Source organism: Gemella parahaemolysans (genome assembly GCF_053758945.1).
In genome coordinates this window covers 22,404-39,775 of the sequence record NZ_JBSMTP010000007.1, presented here as the reverse complement: position 1 = coordinate 39,775, position 17,372 = coordinate 22,404, and the positions used below count along the sequence as shown (strand labels likewise).

Sequence of the window (17,372 nt, the reverse complement as noted above, 5' to 3'; positions counted from 1 at the left end):
GCTAACATTATATATTATGAAAAAGTATAAATCAAGTGTTTTGTTTAGGTTTTTGATATATATTTATATATTTAAAGGTTGATTTCAATATTTTTAATAAAAAAATTGTATATGTATGTTTAAAAAAATAAGCGTTAATTAATGAGAGATGTAAAAAATTAAAAAAATATAAATATCTGTAATACAGCAAATAAAGCGTATACAAAAAGACGGAAAAGGTTATTTGTTATCTAATAAATAAATTTTGTACTTGTTACAGATTAATGTTAAATTTAATATTTAACACATTAAGTAATTTAAGTAAATAATAAGAAAAAATTTTCTTGAGCAAAATTATTTCCATATTCAATATATTTAGTGGTATAATCTTAGCATAAGAAACAATTAGGAGGTTCATTAATGAAACAGAATATAGGAGTTATTGGTTTATCAGTAATGGGAAGTAACTTAGCTTTAAATATCGCGGACAATGGATTTAAAGTTGCGGTATTTAATAGAACAACAACAGTTGTTGATAAAATGTTAGAGGAGCATCCTCACAAAAATGTAGTAGGAAGATACTCACTACAAGAGCTAATTGATGGTCTAGAAAAACCTAGAAAAGTTGTTTTAATGGTTAAAGCTGGGTTTGCTGTTGACAGTTTAATAGAACAATTAACACCTCTACTAGAAAAAGGTGATATTATTATCGATGGAGGAAACTCATTCTTCAAAGATACTCAAAGAAGATACGATTTATTATTAGAAAAAGGAATCAACTACTTCGGTGTTGGTGTATCAGGAGGAGAAGAAGGTGCAAGATTTGGTCCTGCTTTAATGCCTGGTGGAGATGAAAAAGCATATGAAGAAATTCGTCCAATTTTAGAAGCTATTGCTGCTAAAGTGAACGATGTTCCTTGCTGTAGCTACACTTCAACTGGTGGAGCAGGTCACTATGTGAAAATGGTCCACAATGGTATCGAGTATGGAGATATGCAATTAATCTCTGAAGCTTACAAAGTTCTTAAACACCTAGGTGGATTTACTAACGAAGAATTACAAGAAACTTTTGAAGAGTGGAATAAAGGTGAATTAGAATCTTATCTAATTGAAATCACTGCAAATATCTTCAAAGTTAAAGAAGAAGATGGAAGCTACTTAGTAGATAAAATCTTAGATAAATCTCAACAAAAAGGTACAGGTAAATGGACTAACGAACAAGCTATTGACTTAGGAATTGATGTATCAGTTATTACAGCTGCCTTAAATGGAAGATATATGTCAAATCTTAAAGAAGAACGTGTTCGTGCTGAACAAGAATTCACTCGTAAACCTTACGCAGTTGTAGAAGATAAAGAAAGATTAAAAAATATTGTAAAAGATGCATTATTCATTTCAAAAATTGTATCTTATGCACAAGGATTTAAATTACTACAAGCTGCTGAAAAAGAATACAACTGGACTTTTGATTATTCACAAATTGCTAAAATTTTCCGTGGTGGATGTATTATTCAAGCGAAAATTTTACAAAATATTATCGAAGCGTACCAAAATAATCCAAAATTAGAAAACTTAATCTTTGATCCATTCTTCAAAGAAGTAATCGAAACAAGACAAGATAGTTTACGTGAAGTTGCTGCATTAGCAATTACTAATAGATTACCGCTAAGTGCAATGACATCTGCAATTTCATACTTAGATATCTACACTACAGCTAACAGTGGTGCTAACTTAATTCAAGCGCAACGTGACTATTTTGGAGCACATACTTTTGAAAGAACTGATAAAGAAGGAAGTTATCACTATGACTGGGTTGGAAACAATGAAAAATAAAACAGCTATAACACTTTTTGGTGGGACAGGAGACTTAACTTATAGAAAACTGTTACCTGCATTATATAACTTAAATGCATTGGGTAAATTAGCCGATGATTTTAAGATTGTTGTGATAGGTCGTAGAGCATACACACAATCAGATTATATTGATATTGCTCGTACTTGGGTTAAAGAGTACGCTCGTACAAAATTTGACGATGCACAATTTGATGCATATGCTAAGAGAATCATTTACTTCAAAATGGATATGACAAACGAAGATGATTATGAGTTATTACAAAACTTCTATGTTGAGCAAGATATTCAAGATCATGTATACTACTTTGCAGTAGCGCCTTCGTTCTTTATAACTATTACGAATGGACTTAAAAAATATTGTTCTGAAAATAATGCGAAGGTTATTATTGAGAAACCATTCGGAGAAGATTTAGAAAAAGCGGGATTACTAAATGATGAGCTTGCTAAATTCTTCGATGAAAATGAAATTTATCATATTGACCACTATTTAGGGAAAGAGATGATTCAAAACATTCTTTCTTTACGTTTTGAAAATATAATTTTCAAAGGTATTTGGAATAAAGACTTTATCGAAAATGTTCAAATTACTGCTGCTGAAACAGTTGGTGTAGGAACAAGAGCTAGTTACTACGATAAAAGTGGTGCTTTAAAAGATATGGTTCAAAATCACCTATTACAGGTTTTATCATTAGTAGCTATGGAAGAACCAAAAGAAGAAGGAAGTCGTGGTATACATGAGAGCCAATATAATCTTCTTTCTGCACTTAAACCGATTGAGGATGTTCATGAAAGTTTAGTAATGGGACAATATGAAGGGTATCTTCAGGAACAAAATATTCCTGCAGATTCTAAAACAGAAACATATGCAGCACTAAAATTATTCGTAGATAATGAGCGTTGGCAAGGTGTGCCATTCTTCATAAGAACTGGTAAAAAACTAGAAAAAAGAGAAACTCAAGTAGTAGTTCAATTCAAAGCGGTGGGTTCTTCTCCAGGTAATGTATTAATAATAAAAATTCAACCAGAAGAAGGTGTATATTTCCAATTTAATGCTAAAAAACCAGGTACAGAGCAAGAATTGCAACCAATCTCACTTGATTTCTGTCAAAGTTGCATTTTAGAAAATATAGTAAATACACCTGAAGCTTATGAAAGATTATTGGATGCTTGTTTTAGAGAAGATAGAGCATTATTTTCTCAATGGAATCAAATAGTTGAATCTTGGACATTTGTTAATAAACTTATAGATAAGTATGAAGAACAAGGTGCTCCACTATATACTTACGAACAAGGTTCAAAAGGGCCTAAAGAAGCTGACGAACTTGTTAATTGGGTTAAATAAATAATTAAATGTATTGTGTGAGTAACATCTCATACAGTACATTTTTTTGTTTTAAATATTATTAAACAGGGTTGTAAAGTTTACGATAACGGATAAGTGTAGTATAATTAAAAGATGTACAAAAAATAAAGATTTTGAAAAGGAGCAATTAATGAGACTTTTAGATTCAATGTTAGAGTATAACGAATATTTTGTGAAATTTGAAGAATATCAAAAATATAAAACTGAGGATAAATACCCGGCTAAAAGAGTTGTAATGTTTACATGCATGGATACGAGATTAGTTGAACTTTCAACAAAATCTTTAAACTTGTCTTCTGGGGATGTAAAAGTAGTAAAAAATGCTGGAGCAATATTAACTCACCCATATGGTTCGATTATGAGGAGTTTGATAATAGCAGTTTATATGCTTAAGGCTGACGAAATTATCGTTATGGGGCATCATGATTGTGGTATGCAAAATATCGATACTGGTTTAATTATGGAAAAAATGCAGAATAGGGGTGTAGGTAAGGAAACTTTAGAAATTCTACAGTATTCAGGCCTTGATTTGAGTTCATGGTTACATGGATTTGACGATGTTAATGAGAGTGTGGCTCACGACGTAAATATGATAACGAAACATCCATTGATTCCAAAAGATGTTCCTGTTCATGGGTTGGTTATTAATCCTGAAAATGGAAAAGTAGACTTAGTTGTAAATGGATATGAAAATCTAAGAAATTAGGGGGACACGCGAGTTGAAAAAAATATTAATACTAAATACAGGTGGAACTATCTCAATGAGTGAGGACCAGAAAACTGGGAAAGTTGCTCCAACTGATAGTAACCCGATAGGTGCTGGTGGAAACATATTTTCTTATATTGGAGATTTGTATGTTGAAGATTTATATCATCTTGCATCACCGCAAATAACAGAACGTGAAATGTTAGGGATTAAAAATAGAATAGAAGAAGCTGTGAAAGAGGGCTATGAAGGTGTAGTAGTTACTCATGGTACTGATACACTAGAAGAGACGGCTTATTATTTAGAGTTGACATTAGATATAAACATTCCTGTTGTCGTAACAGGTGCTATGCGATCAAGCAACGAAATAGGTGCAGATGGATTAGCTAATCTTAGAAGCTCTTTAGTAGTTGCTATTAATGATGAGAGTAGAGATAAAGGTGTTTTAGTAGTTATGAATGATGAAGTTCATACTGCAACATATGTTACAAAGACGCATACTACCAATGTTGCGACATTCCAGACGCCAACGTTTGGTCCGATAGGTCTGGTATCAAAAAATAATGTTATATATTTTCAAAAATTAGTTAAAGAGGAACACTATGAGGTAAATACTACTGAAAAGAAAGTATATTTACTAAAAGCTTATGCTGGCATGGATGAGGAGTTGATTAATGCTGTAGTTAAATTAGGAGCAGATGGATTAGTTATAGAAGCTTTAGGTGCAGGGAATCTACCTCCAAGAACTGTTCCCGCAATCAGAAACTGTATTGAAAAGAATATACCGGTAGTTTTTGTTTCTCGTGCATTTAATGGAGTTACTCAAGATGTTTATGACTATGAAGGTGGAGGGAAAAGATTCCAACAAGATGGTGTTATTTTCACAACAGGTTTGAGTGGTCAAAAAGCTAGAGTTAAATTAATGATTCTATTAGAAGCGGGGATATCATTTGAAAAATTAGGAGAGCTATTTTAATAGTTGTTCTAATTACTATTAATATATTTATAAGGTTGAATAATTTTTACAATTATGGTAGTATATTAAATGATTAAAATTAGGAAAGAGGTGTAGAATTGAAATTTAAATATCATAAGTCGTATCGCGGTTTTTATCTACTTGATGAGAACAAATTTAAACGACCATACCAAAAATTAGATCAAGAGAAAACATTAAAAAACTTAGGTAGTAAGACTGAGTTTAATAAAGATGAAATATTGGATATAGAAGATAAGTTAGTAGTCTTTTTTGAAAAAAATACTGGACAATCTACAAAACAGAAAAATACAAAAAAACAAGAAGATACAAAAGAAGTCGAGGAAATTGATTTTGAGGTACTAGAATTGAAATATAAGATACCAAGACTGCTGTTAAAAAGGTTATATAGTATTATTTCGGAAAATTCAAGTAAAGCGGAACATGACTTAGAGTCAGTTTTATCTGTAATAGAAAATATTACACTTGCAGATGGTTTATTCTCTTCAAAAGTAAAAAAAATATTCTATTATAGTGACAGAGAATTGGAGAATTTGCTAACTAGATATAACTTTGACGGTATTAGTGTTTCTGATTTAAAAAAAGATATTGAAGTGAATTATCCTAGTCAATACATCTCTGATTTACCGATAGATTACAAAGAATATGAAATGATTTTTGTGTTCTATTTTATAATACTAATCGAATTATTAACAATTTTAAAATAAAAAATGGATTTTTTGATTAAAATTTTCCTAAAGGCTTGATTTTTTATTAAGCCTTTGATATAATTTTAATCAGAAAGTTTATTTTTTTAGAATTAGTTGGTCGAAAAATGACCTAACCGGACGTAAGTTGTCCATAAAAATAAATTTTCAATATGACAGGGGAAACTTAAGATGGATATTTTACATTTGTTACATATGCAAAGTAGACTCGTTCCTGAAATGTTTATGAAATTTAATAATAGATATGAATTATTAGTTACAATAAAAGTTAATCAACCTATTGGTCGAAAAACATTATTAAATTTTATTAATATGACGGAAAGGCAATTACGTACGGAATGTGAAGTTTTATCCAAGTTAGGGTTGATAACCAAAAAAGCTACAGGGATGAGTGTTACAGAAAAAGGAGAGATGCTTCTTCTAGAAATAAAAGAATCGGTAATAAACGATGTATTTGTTAAAGAAAGAAGTTTTATAAAAAATCATTTTTCAATAAAACAGGTTCATATTGTAGCTGGTGATTTTGTTAATAATGAAGTCACTAGGGAAGAAATGACAAGCCTACTTTTGGATAAGGTTAATGCTAAAATAACTAAAGATTGTGTAATTGGAGTCAGTGGTGGAAGTACTATGTACTATATAGCCGGTAAAGCAAATGCAACATTTGGTTATGGAAAAAACGTTACTATAACACCAATTAGGGGAGGTTTATCTGTAGTTAATACAGAGTATCAAGCCAATGATATAGCCTCTAAAATGGCAAAAAATTCTGGACATGCTTATCAATTACTACATGCACCAGACAATATAGGAGAAAAGGCATTAGAAGAACTCGTGAAAGAACCAGTTGTAAAAAATGCGCTCGATGTTATAGGAAAAACATCCATAATAATCCATAGTATAGGAAATGCTTTTGAAATGGCGGAAAGACGAAAGTCATCTAAAGAAATTTTAGAAGTATTACATGAAAAAAAAGCTGTTAGTGAATCATTTGGGAGTTACTTTAATGAAAACGGCGATGAGATATTTAAAACATCTACTATAGGTATGAGTTTTAAAGATGTTAATGGCATTGATCATGTCTTTACAATAGTTGGTGGAGATGCGAAAGCTGATGCGGTATACAGTTATTTAAATACTAAGCCAGCGAATGCAACACTAATTATTGACGAGGCTATTTGCAAAAAAATAATAAAAAAAGTTAATAAAAATTTTTAGGAGGAACTAAAAAATGACAGTAAAAGTAGCAATTAACGGATTTGGACGTATCGGACGTCTTGCATTAAGAAGAATCCAAAACGTAGAAGGAATTGAAGTAGTAGCGATTAACGACTTAACACCAGTTAATCAACTAGTTCACCTATTAAAATATGATACAACTCAAGGGCGTTTCGACGGAGAAGTATCTGCAACAGAAGGAAGCTTATTAGTAAATGGTAAAGAAATTAAAGCATTCGCTAATCCAAATCCAGCTGAGTTACCATGGGGTGAATTAGGAGTAGACGTAGTATTAGAATGTACTGGTTTCTTCACTTCTAAAGAAAAAGCTGAAGCTCACGTTAAAGCAGGAGCTAAAAAAGTTGTTATCTCAGCTCCAGGTGGAAACGATGTTAAAACTATCGTTTACAATGTAAACCACGAAACTTTAGATGGATCAGAAACAGTTATCTCAGGTGCTTCTTGTACAACTAACTGTTTAGCTCCAATGGCTAAAGCATTACACGATAACTTCACAGTAGTTGAAGGATTAATGACAACTATCCACGGATATACTGGAGACCAAAACACACTTGACGCTCCTCACCGTGGTGGAGACTTACGTCGTGCTCGTGCTGCAGCTGAGAACATTGTACCTAACACAACTGGTGCTGCTAAAGCAATTGGATTAGTAATCCCAGAATTAAATGGTAAATTAGATGGAGCTGCTCAACGTGTACCAGTACCAACAGGATCATTAACTGAATTAGTAGCTGTAGTTGAAAAAACTGTTACAGCAGAAGAAGTTAACGCTGCTATGGAAGCTGCAGCTAACGAATCATTCGGTTATAATGTAGATCCAATCGTATCTTCTGATATCGTAGGAATTTCTTATGGATCATTATTCGATGCTACTCAAACAAAAGTATTAACAGTTGGAGACAAACAATTAGTTAAAGTTGTATCTTGGTACGACAACGAAATGTCTTACACTGCTCAATTAGTAAGAACATTAAAATACTTTGCAGGATTAATCAAATAATCTAATTAGGTAATAATAAGGGGAGATGAGATATAAGTTCTTTTGACTTATATCTTGTCTCATATATTCCAAAAATATTTAAAAGGAGCTTTCCATGAAGAAATCTATTAAAGACTTAGGTAACTTACAAGGGAAAACTGTCTTAATGCGTGTTGATTTCAACGTGCCTTTAAAAGATGGTGTAATTACAAACGATAATCGTATTACTGCAGCATTACCAACAATTGAGTATGCTTTGAATCAAGGAGCTAAAGTAGTAGCGTTCTCTCACTTAGGACGTGTTAAAGAAGAAGCTGATAAAGTTTCAAAAAGTTTAGCACCGGTTGCTAAAAGATTATCAGAATTATTAGGTAAAGAAGTAAAATTCGTAGCTGAAACTCGCGGAGCTGAATTAGAAGCAGCGGTTAAAGGATTAAATGAAGGTGAAATCTTAATGTTCGAAAACACTCGTTTCGAAGATGTAGATGGTAAAAAAGAATCTAAAAATGATCCAGAGCTTGCTAAATATTGGGCTTCTCTAGGTGATGTATATGTAAACGATGCATTTGGTACAGCTCACCGTGCTCACGCTTCAAACGTAGGTATTGCATCTAATATTGGTGAAGGAAACTCTGCTTCTGGATTCCTAGTAGATAAAGAAATTAAATTTATCGGTGGAGCAGTTGATAACCCAGAAAGACCACTTGTTGCAATCTTAGGTGGAGCAAAAGTTTCTGATAAAATTGCAGTAATTGAAAACTTATTAGATAAAGCTGATAAAGTAATCATCGGTGGAGGTATGGCTTATACTTTCATGAAAGCACAAGGTAAAGAAATCGGAATTTCACTTTGTGAAGATGATAAAGTTGAATACGCTCGTGAACTTATGGCAAAAGCTGGTGATAAATTAGTATTACCAATCGACACAGTTGTAGCTAAAGAGTTCTCAAATGATGCGCCTAGTCGTGTTGCTGAAGGTGATATTCAGCCTGATGAAGAAGGATTAGATATCGGTCCTAAATCTGTTGAATTATTCAAAAACACTCTTAAGGGAGCAAAAACTGTAATCTGGAACGGACCAATGGGTGTGTTCGAAATGCCAAACTTTGCAAAAGGTACAATTGGTGTATGTGAAGCTATCGCTCACTTAGAAGGTGCTACTACTATTATTGGTGGTGGAGATAGTGCAACAGCAGCTATTTCTTTAGGATATGCAGAAAAATTCTCACACATTTCAACAGGTGGAGGAGCTTCTCTAGAATACCTAGAAGGAAAAGTATTACCAGGAATCGATTCATTATCAAACAAATAATTTTTTAACTCAAGGAGAGTAACATTATGTCAAGATTACCATTTATCGCAGGAAACTGGAAAATGAACAAAAACCCAGAAGAAACTAAAGCATTCGTTGAAGCAATCGCTGGGAAATTACCATCAGCAGATAAAGTAGAAGCAGGTATTGCAGCTCCAGCTGTAGACCTAAGTGCATTACTTATCGCTGCTGAAGGAACAGGATTAAAAGTTGCAGCTCAAAACTGTTACTTTGAAAATTCAGGAGCTTATACTGGTGAAACTTCACCAAAAGTATTAGCTGAAATGGGAGTTAATTATGTAGTAATCGGTCACTCAGAACGTCGTGAATATTTCCACGAAACAGATGAAGATATTAACAAAAAAGCAAAAGCTATTTTTGCAAATGGATTATTACCAATCATCTGCTGTGGTGAAACACTTGAAACTTATGAAGCAGGAAAAGCTGCTGAATTCGTAGGAGCTCAAGTAAAAGGAGCTTTAGCTGATTTAACAGCTGAACAAGTAGCATCATTAGTTATCGCTTATGAACCTATCTGGGCTATCGGAACAGGAAAATCAGCTACTAAAGAAGATGCACAAAAAATGTGTAAAGCTGTTCGTGATGTAGTTGAAGGACTATACGGAAAAGAAGTTGCTGAAAAAGTTCGTATCCAATACGGTGGTTCAGTTAAACCTGAAAACGTAAAAGAATACCTATCGTGTCCAGACGTAGATGGAGCATTAGTAGGTGGAGCTGCTTTACAACCAGAATCATTCTTAGCTCTTTTAGAAGGCGGAAAATTAGATTAGGTTTAGCAATTTTTTAAAAATTGTAGTATAATAGAAATATAAATTAAACAACAAGGAGAAAATTAATGTTAGCAAAAACATTTGATATTATCGCAGAAGTATATGCAAGAGAAGTTTTAGATTCACGTGGTAACCCAACTGTAGAAGTTGAAGTAACAACTGAATCAGGAGCGTTTGGACGCGCACTAGTACCATCAGGAGCATCAACTGGACAATATGAAGCAGTTGAATTACGTGATGGAGACAAAGGTCGTTACTTAGGTAAAGGTGTAACTAAAGCTGTAACTAACGTTAATGAAGAAATTGCACCATTATTAGAAGGTAAATTCGACGTATTTGATCAAGTGGGAATTGATTCTGCTATGATCGAGTTAGATGGAACTGAAAACAAAGGACGTCTAGGAGCTAACGCTATCTTAGGTGTATCTTTAGCAGTAGCACATGCTGCAGCTGATTCTTTAGGAGTGCCTCTATACAGATACTTAGGAGGAACTAACTCTAAAGAATTACCAACTCCAATGATGAACATCGTAAACGGTGGATCTCACTCAGATGCTCCAATCGCATTCCAAGAGTTCATGATTTTACCAGTAGGAGCACCTACATTTAAAGAAGCTTTACGTTGGGGAGCTGAAGTATTCCACAACTTAGCTAAATTATTACACAACCGTGGTTTATCTACTGCAGTAGGTGACGAAGGTGGATTCGCTCCAACATTCGAAGGAACTGAAGATGCGGTTGAAACTATCCTAGCTGCAATTAAAGCTGCTGGATTAGAGCCAGGTAAAGATGTATTCCTAGGATTCGATTGTGCGTCATCTGAATTCTACGAAAACGGAGTTTACAACTATGCTAAATTTGAAGGTGAAGGTGGAGCAGTTCGTACTTCAGCAGAGCAAGTTGATTACTTAGAAGAATTAGTAAACAAATACCCAATCATCACTATCGAAGATGGTATGGATGAAAACGACTGGGAAGGATGGAAATTACTTACAGACCGTATCGGTGACCGTGTACAATTAGTAGGTGACGATTTATTCGTAACTAATACTAAGAAATTATCACAAGGTATTGAACAAGGTGTTGGTAACTCAATCCTAATCAAAGTTAACCAAATCGGTACTTTAACTGAAACTTTAAACGCTATCGAAATGGCTAAACGTGCTCGTTACACAGCTGTTATTTCTCACCGTTCTGGAGAAACTGAAGATTCAACAATCTCAGATATCGCAGTTGCTACTAACGCTGGACAAATTAAAACAGGTTCTCTTAGCCGTACAGACCGTATTGCTAAATACAACCAATTATTACGTATTGAAGATGAATTAGATGCAACAGCTAAATACCCAGGAGCTAAAGCATTCTACAACATCAAACGCTAATTAGAATATATTTAAAAAGGTAGGAGTCTATGACTCTTACCTTTTTTATTTTAAAATATTATATTTATATTTATTTTTTTTTAAAAATATATTAAGGATATTAAATATTGTTTATTATAATTATAAAGAATATTATCACTCATGGTGATGTTGGTTATATTAAATAAAATTATTTTAAAACACTAATTTTAATATTCAATATGATTTTATTTTAAAAATATGAAAGACAATAGATTTTAAAAAGACAATAAAATTTATAATGGTATTAACGTATTAAATTCAACCTGGAATATATCAATAATAATCTAATCAATTAAATGTTTGTTTTTACAAGAAAAATGTGCTTTTTTTCTTATATTTCTAATAAAATAAGATATTTTAGTTTGATTATTGTTTAAATAAAATAAAAAAATAATGGAATTATAATAAAGTTAGAACATTAAATATCTATATTTTTATCTTTACAAACGTTTTCATATATGGTACTATTTTTGTTGAAAAGATAAATATTAATTTTTAGGAGGTTAATATGGCAAGTTTATCATTAAAAAAAATCTATAAGAAATATGATAATGGTTTTTGTGCGGTAACTGATTTTAATTTGGAAGTAGCTGACAAGGAATTCGTTGTATTTGTTGGACCATCAGGTTGTGGGAAATCTACTACCCTTAGAATGATTGCAGGTTTAGAAGATATAACAGAAGGTGAGTTTTATATAGGGGATAAACTAGTAAATGATGTTGAACCTAAAGATAGAGACATAGCAATGGTATTCCAAAGTTATGCATTATATCCGCATATGACAGTTTTCGATAATATGGCATTTGCTTTAAAATTAAGAAAAGTACCTAAAGATGAAATTAAAGCGAAGGTTGAAGAAGCTGCAAAAATTCTTGGATTAGAAGATCTTTTAGATAGAAAGCCAAAAGCACTTTCTGGAGGACAACGTCAAAGGGTTGCATTGGGAAGAGCAATAGTTAGAAGTCCTAAAGTGTTTCTTATGGATGAACCGTTATCGAATTTGGATGCTAAGTTAAGAAGTAACATGAGAGCGGAAATTATTAAAATACATAACACATTAGGAGCTACTACGATTTATGTAACGCATGACCAAACTGAAGCTATGACAATGGCAGATAGAATTGTAGTAATGAAAAAAGGTATTGTTCAACAAGTTGGAAGTCCTAAAGAGATTTATGATCATCCAGAAAATCTATTCGTAGCAGGATTTATCGGAGCACCTACGATGAACTTCATGAGAGGTAGAGTTGCTGAAGGTAACTTTGTGACTAAAGATGGAGGGAAAATAGAAATTCCGATAGGACACTATGATAAATTAAAAGAACTAGGTTATGAAGGAAAAGAAGTAGTTCTAGGGATTAGACCAGAGAATATATCTAATGATCCACTTGTACTGGAGACATATTCACATGCTAAAATTACTTCAAAAGTAATTGTGGCAGAGTTATTAGGATCTGAGTATATTGTTCATACTGATCTAAATGGTGAAAATATTAAAGCGATTGTACACTCAAGACAAAATATTAAAATGGGAGACGAACTAACATTCGCTTTAGATATGAATAGAGCTCATTATTTCGATGTAGATACAGAACTTAGTATCTTGGAATAATTTAAATAAGACGTCAAATTTTTAAAAAAACATATAAAATAAGGAGGCTCATATTATGAGAAAATTAAATAAATTGTTTGCTGTAGCAGCAACAACAGCTCTTGTTTTAACAGGGTGTGTGGGCGGCAAAAAAGAAGAAAAACAAGCTGATCCGAATAAAAAAGTAGAAATTACTTATTGGGATTTTCCACAATTTACAAAAGATAAAGAATTCAAAAAGACTGAGGATTTTGATGCAGCATTAATCAAAGCATTTGAAGCAAAAAATCCAAATATTAAAGTTAACTATCAAAAAATTGAATTTACAGATGGACCAGCAAAAATTGAAACAGCTATTCAATCGAAAACAGCTCCAGATGTAATCTATGATGCACCAGGACGTGTAATTGCTTGGGCAGCGAAAGATTTATTAGTTCCATTAGATGATGTTGATAAATCTAAATTAAATGAAGCAGCAGTTAAAGCATCTAGTTACAAAGATAAACTTTACATGTATCCACAAGGGGTAGCGCCATTCTTAATGGGTGTGAATAAAGACTTAACTGATAAATTAGGTGTTACAGACCTTCTACCTCTTAACAAACAAGATAGAAGTTGGACTGTAGAAGAATATGAAAAATTCCTAAAAGCAGTTAAACAAAAAGATTCAAGTATTACTCCAGCTTTATTTTACACTAAATCTCAAGCAGGAGACCAGGGACCAAGAGCATTTGTAGCAAACTTATACAATTCTTGGATTACAGATGATGCAATCAGCAAATACACTATTAATGATGCAAATGGTGTTAAAGGATTAGAGTGGGTTAAAAAAGCTTACGATGATGGTTTATTAGGACAAGGGGTTGCATTAGAAGCAAAAGATGCTCTAGAAGCATTCAAATCAGGACGTGCGGCAACTACAATCTTATTCTCTCCTGGTATCGCAGCTTCACACGCATCTGGATTTAACTACAAATTCTTACCATTCCCTAACAATGGAGGAAAAGCTAAATACGATTATCTAGTTGCAGGACCAGCCATCTTTGATAATGGTGATGCAGACAAAGCGGCAGCAGCTAAAAAATTCGTTGACTTTATGGTTAATGATAAAGATTGGGGTAAACGTACTCTATTAGCATCTGGTAACTTCTCAGCTAAAAAAGGTGAAACAGGATTATATGATTCAGAAGAACTTAAATTTGCTGAAGGATTAACTGGACAATACGCTCCATACTATAACACAATTCCAGGATTCGCTAAAATGAGACCGCTATGGTTCAACATGGTTCAAGGTGTATTAAATGGAAAAACTACACCTAAAGAAGGATTAGATAAATTTGTTGAAGATGCAAATAAAACAATAAAAGAAGCATTGTAATTTGACGTATGAAGGGATAGAGTTGCTTCTATCCCTTTTTTAGATAAAAAATAAACTTTTTAGGAGGTTCTATGAAAACTACTAAGAAAAGAAAAAAAATAGACTTTAGTGCATATCTATTTATTTTGCCAGTTAGTTTATTTTTCATAACATTCGTTTTAGTCCCAATGTTACGTGGACTTCAGTTATCATTATATAGTTTTGCAAAAAAAAATCCAGTATTTGTTGGATTGAAACACTATTCAGATTTGATGTTTAGTGGCAACGGTGCAACAATTCATGAACCATTCATGAAATCTCTTGTTAACACGATAGTAGTAACAGTTGTTGCAGTACCGATAGTAGTATTGGTATCGATTTTTGTTGCAGTAACGATTTACAATAAGAGTGCAGTAGTAAGATCATTCTTCCGTGGGGTATTTTATATTCCAGCTATATCTTCAGTAGTATCTGTTACTGTAGTTTGGGCTTGGATTTATCATCCAGAATATGGAATTTTGAATTATGTATTTAAGTCAATGCATTTAATTAGTGAAAATGTTGACTGGTTAGGAAATCCGAAAACAGCACTATATGCTATTATTACAATTTTGATTACTACTTCATTAGGTCAACCTATAATACTTTATGTTGCTGCATTGGGTAACGTGCCAAAAGAATTATTAGAAGCTTCAGAGATTGATGGAGCAACAAAATGGCAAGTATTCACAAAAATCACTTGGCCGCTGATTAAACCAACAACATTATATATTGTAGTTGTAACAACAATCAACTCGTTCCAAATTTTCGCCCTAATCCAGTTATTAACTGCAGGGGGACCGAACTACGGAACAAGTACAATCATGTACCTAGTATATGAAGCGGCAATTAAAAACGGAAATCATGGTGTAGCTAGTGCGATGGGTATTATCCTTGCTGTAATTATTGGAATAATTTCAATATTACAATTCAAGTTCCTATCTACAGACAATGATTAGGAGGATTTAGAATGAAAAGTATAAGTATTTTTAAAATAGTATCAATGATAATATTACTTGGGTTAACTATATTCTTTATTTTTCCATTTTATTGGATTGCATCAGGATCATTTAAATTACAAGATGTAGCGATAACAATTCCACCAGAGTGGTGGCCATCGACTCCAACATTGGAAAACTACGAGAAGTTATTCACATCGAACACTTTAAGATGGTTCTTTAACTCAGTATTTATTTCAGTAATGACAACATTCTTAGTTTGTGCAACATCAGCATTAGCAGGGTATGCATTAGCTAAGAAAAATTTCCCAGGTGTTAAGATAATATTTATGGTATTTGTGGCAGCAATGGCATTACCAAAACAAGTAATTTTAATACCTTTATTAAATCTAATCACTGAATTTAACTTAATGAATACATACTATGCGTTAATTTTACCAGCAGTAGGTTGGCCGTTTGGAGTATTCTTAATGAGACAGTTCTCGCAAGCAATTCCAACAGAATTACTTGAATCAGCAAGAATTGATGGTTGTGGTGAAGTAAGAACATTTATGAATATCGCGTTACCAATCATTAAACCTGGTATCGGTGCATTAGCGATCTTTACATTCATCGCAAGCTGGAACGATTATTTCTCACAATTAATTTTCTCTAATACACCAGACATGTCTACATTACCTTTAGGGTTAGCAGCGTTAGCACAAGGTCAAGAGTTCTCTAATGACTATGGATTACTAATGGCAGGGGCATCATTAGCGTCATTACCGATGATAATCGTGTTCATTTGTTTCCAAAATTACTTTACTCAAGGTGTTACTTTAGGAGCGGTGAAAGGATAATCTTATGGATAAACAACAATTAATAGAATATCTAAAAGGAGAAATGATAGTTTCTTGTCAAGCATTACCAGGAGAAGCCTTATATAAAGAAGAAGGTGGAGTAATGTGTCTAATGGCTAAAGCTGTTAAGAATGCAGGAGTAAAGGCTATTAGGGCTCAAGGTGTTTTAGATATTAAACAGATTAAAGAACAGACGAATTTACCAGTAATTGGTATAATAAAAAAATCATATGAAGGATATGCTACATATATAACTGCTACAATGGATGAAGTTGATAAATTAGTTGATGCAGGATCTGATATAATAGCGTTAGATTGTACGAATAGAGAACGTGGAGACGGTAAAACTCCAAGCGAATTCGTAAGAGAAATTAAAGAAAAATATCCAAATTTATTATTGATGGCAGATATTTCTAATTTAGAAGAAGCGATTGAAGCTGAAAAAGCAGGAGTTGATTTTGTAGGAACTACTATGAATGGTTATACGCCGTACACAGCAGATTCAAAACAATTTAATCCAGGTTTAGTAAAAGAAATCGTAGAAAATGTAAAAATTCCAGTTATTGCAGAAGGGAAAATCCATACTCCACAACAAGCAAAACAAGCGTTTGAAGTGGGGGCGCATTGTATAGTAGTAGGTGGAGCAATAACTAGACCGCAAGAAATTGCGACAAGATTTTTAAGTGAGTTGAGATAATGAGTATAATTGTTTTATTGGCATATTGGTATACCTATAGTAAATGGTATATACTAGGATCGTGGTTTATCACATATATTTTAAACATAGCATTTAAGAAATTATGGCTTTCACCATTATTGATAAATGCACTTGCATTGGGAGTATTATTTATAGGTATATACTATAAGTTAATAGAGGGGCAAGAAGTAGGAGCATCAGTATTAAATGTGTATATGCCGATAGTATTTTCTAGCATTATAATGAATTTATTGGTGTTTGGTATCAGAAGAATTAGATTGAAATTAAAATAATATAATAGGACTATTAATTAGTTAAAAAGTTAAGAGATATTTATATAAAGAACTAATTAATAGTTTTATTTTGTTGTAACGAAACATTTTGATAGTGTTATAAAATTCTAAATAATATTGAAAATCAATGAAAATCAGAAAAAATCAATTGCAATTATTTTTTTAAATAGTTAATATTTGTATTTTTATAATTTATAGATAAGTATATTTTAAGAAATTTCAAAAAACTAATACTTGTTTTAATTATTGATAAATCAGTTATTTTAATGA

General features: G+C 32.5%; 16 protein-coding genes. All 16 read left to right on the top strand.

Annotation, left to right across the window (positions count from 1 at the left end; genetic code table 11):
- Positions 1-399: 399 nt before the first annotated feature.
- The 16 genes from gnd to ACWOBP_RS05615 all read left to right on the top strand — a co-directional run bounded on the left by gnd (position 400) and on the right by ACWOBP_RS05615 (position 17,102).
- Positions 400-1,812, top strand: coding sequence for a decarboxylating NADP(+)-dependent phosphogluconate dehydrogenase (gene gnd / locus ACWOBP_RS05690; protein ID WP_455337867.1), 1,413 nt, complete (start codon positions 400-402; stop codon positions 1,810-1,812).
- On the top strand, positions 1,784-3,175 hold the full coding sequence (gene zwf / locus ACWOBP_RS05685) for a glucose-6-phosphate dehydrogenase (protein ID WP_455337866.1): 1,392 nt from the start codon (positions 1,784-1,786) through the stop codon (positions 3,173-3,175). The genes gnd and zwf overlap by 29 nt, the downstream gene beginning before the upstream one ends.
- Positions 3,176-3,326: 151 nt before the next feature.
- Positions 3,327-3,902, top strand: coding sequence for a beta-class carbonic anhydrase (locus ACWOBP_RS05680; RefSeq protein ID WP_448905150.1), 576 nt, complete (start codon positions 3,327-3,329; stop codon positions 3,900-3,902).
- 13 nt (positions 3,903-3,915) lie between these two features.
- A complete protein-coding gene (locus ACWOBP_RS05675; protein WP_455337865.1) occupies positions 3,916-4,878 on the top strand; it encodes an asparaginase in 963 nt (320 codons plus the stop codon).
- Between the two features lie 98 nt (positions 4,879-4,976).
- The gene (locus tag ACWOBP_RS05670) at positions 4,977-5,603 is read left to right on the top strand and encodes an exonuclease SbcC (protein WP_455337864.1); all 627 of its coding nucleotides are present in this window, start codon (positions 4,977-4,979) and stop codon (positions 5,601-5,603) included.
- Between the two features lie 171 nt (positions 5,604-5,774).
- Entirely contained in the window at positions 5,775-6,821 is a 1,047-nt protein-coding gene (locus ACWOBP_RS05665; RefSeq protein ID WP_455337863.1) for a sugar-binding transcriptional regulator, read from the top strand.
- A gap of 13 nt (positions 6,822-6,834) precedes the next feature.
- A complete protein-coding gene (gene gap / locus ACWOBP_RS05660; RefSeq protein ID WP_455337862.1) occupies positions 6,835-7,842 on the top strand; it encodes a type I glyceraldehyde-3-phosphate dehydrogenase in 1,008 nt (335 codons plus the stop codon).
- Positions 7,843-7,936: 94 nt separating this feature from the next.
- Positions 7,937-9,133 (top strand): phosphoglycerate kinase, encoded by a 1,197-nt coding sequence (locus tag ACWOBP_RS05655; protein ID WP_455337861.1) that lies wholly within the window; start codon positions 7,937-7,939, stop codon positions 9,131-9,133.
- A gap of 26 nt (positions 9,134-9,159) precedes the next feature.
- Entirely contained in the window at positions 9,160-9,924 is a 765-nt protein-coding gene (gene tpiA / locus ACWOBP_RS05650) for a triose-phosphate isomerase (protein ID WP_455337860.1), read from the top strand.
- Between the two features lie 65 nt (positions 9,925-9,989).
- Entirely contained in the window at positions 9,990-11,306 is a 1,317-nt protein-coding gene (gene eno, locus ACWOBP_RS05645; protein WP_455337859.1) for a phosphopyruvate hydratase, read from the top strand.
- A gap of 529 nt (positions 11,307-11,835) precedes the next feature.
- Positions 11,836-12,939, top strand: coding sequence for an ABC transporter ATP-binding protein (locus ACWOBP_RS05640; RefSeq protein ID WP_455337858.1), 1,104 nt, complete (start codon positions 11,836-11,838; stop codon positions 12,937-12,939).
- 55 nt (positions 12,940-12,994) lie between these two features.
- On the top strand, positions 12,995-14,296 hold the full coding sequence (locus ACWOBP_RS05635) for an ABC transporter substrate-binding protein (RefSeq protein WP_299321669.1): 1,302 nt from the start codon (positions 12,995-12,997) through the stop codon (positions 14,294-14,296).
- Between the two features lie 71 nt (positions 14,297-14,367).
- Positions 14,368-15,273, top strand: coding sequence for a carbohydrate ABC transporter permease (locus ACWOBP_RS05630; RefSeq protein WP_455337857.1), 906 nt, complete (start codon positions 14,368-14,370; stop codon positions 15,271-15,273).
- Between the two features lie 11 nt (positions 15,274-15,284).
- Positions 15,285-16,112, top strand: a complete 828-nt coding sequence (locus tag ACWOBP_RS05625) for a carbohydrate ABC transporter permease (protein WP_455337856.1) — start codon at positions 15,285-15,287, stop codon at positions 16,110-16,112.
- A 4-nt stretch (positions 16,113-16,116) separates the two neighbouring features.
- Positions 16,117-16,809: an N-acetylmannosamine-6-phosphate 2-epimerase gene (locus ACWOBP_RS05620; RefSeq protein WP_455337855.1), complete on the top strand. Its 693-nt coding sequence runs from the start codon at positions 16,117-16,119 to the stop codon at positions 16,807-16,809.
- Positions 16,809-17,102 carry a hypothetical protein gene (locus ACWOBP_RS05615; RefSeq protein ID WP_455337854.1) on the top strand — a complete coding sequence of 98 codons (294 nt, stop codon included), beginning with the start codon at positions 16,809-16,811 and terminating at the stop codon, positions 17,100-17,102. Before ACWOBP_RS05620 ends, ACWOBP_RS05615 begins: the two co-directional genes overlap by 1 nt.
- The last annotated feature ends 270 nt before the right edge of the window (positions 17,103-17,372 follow it).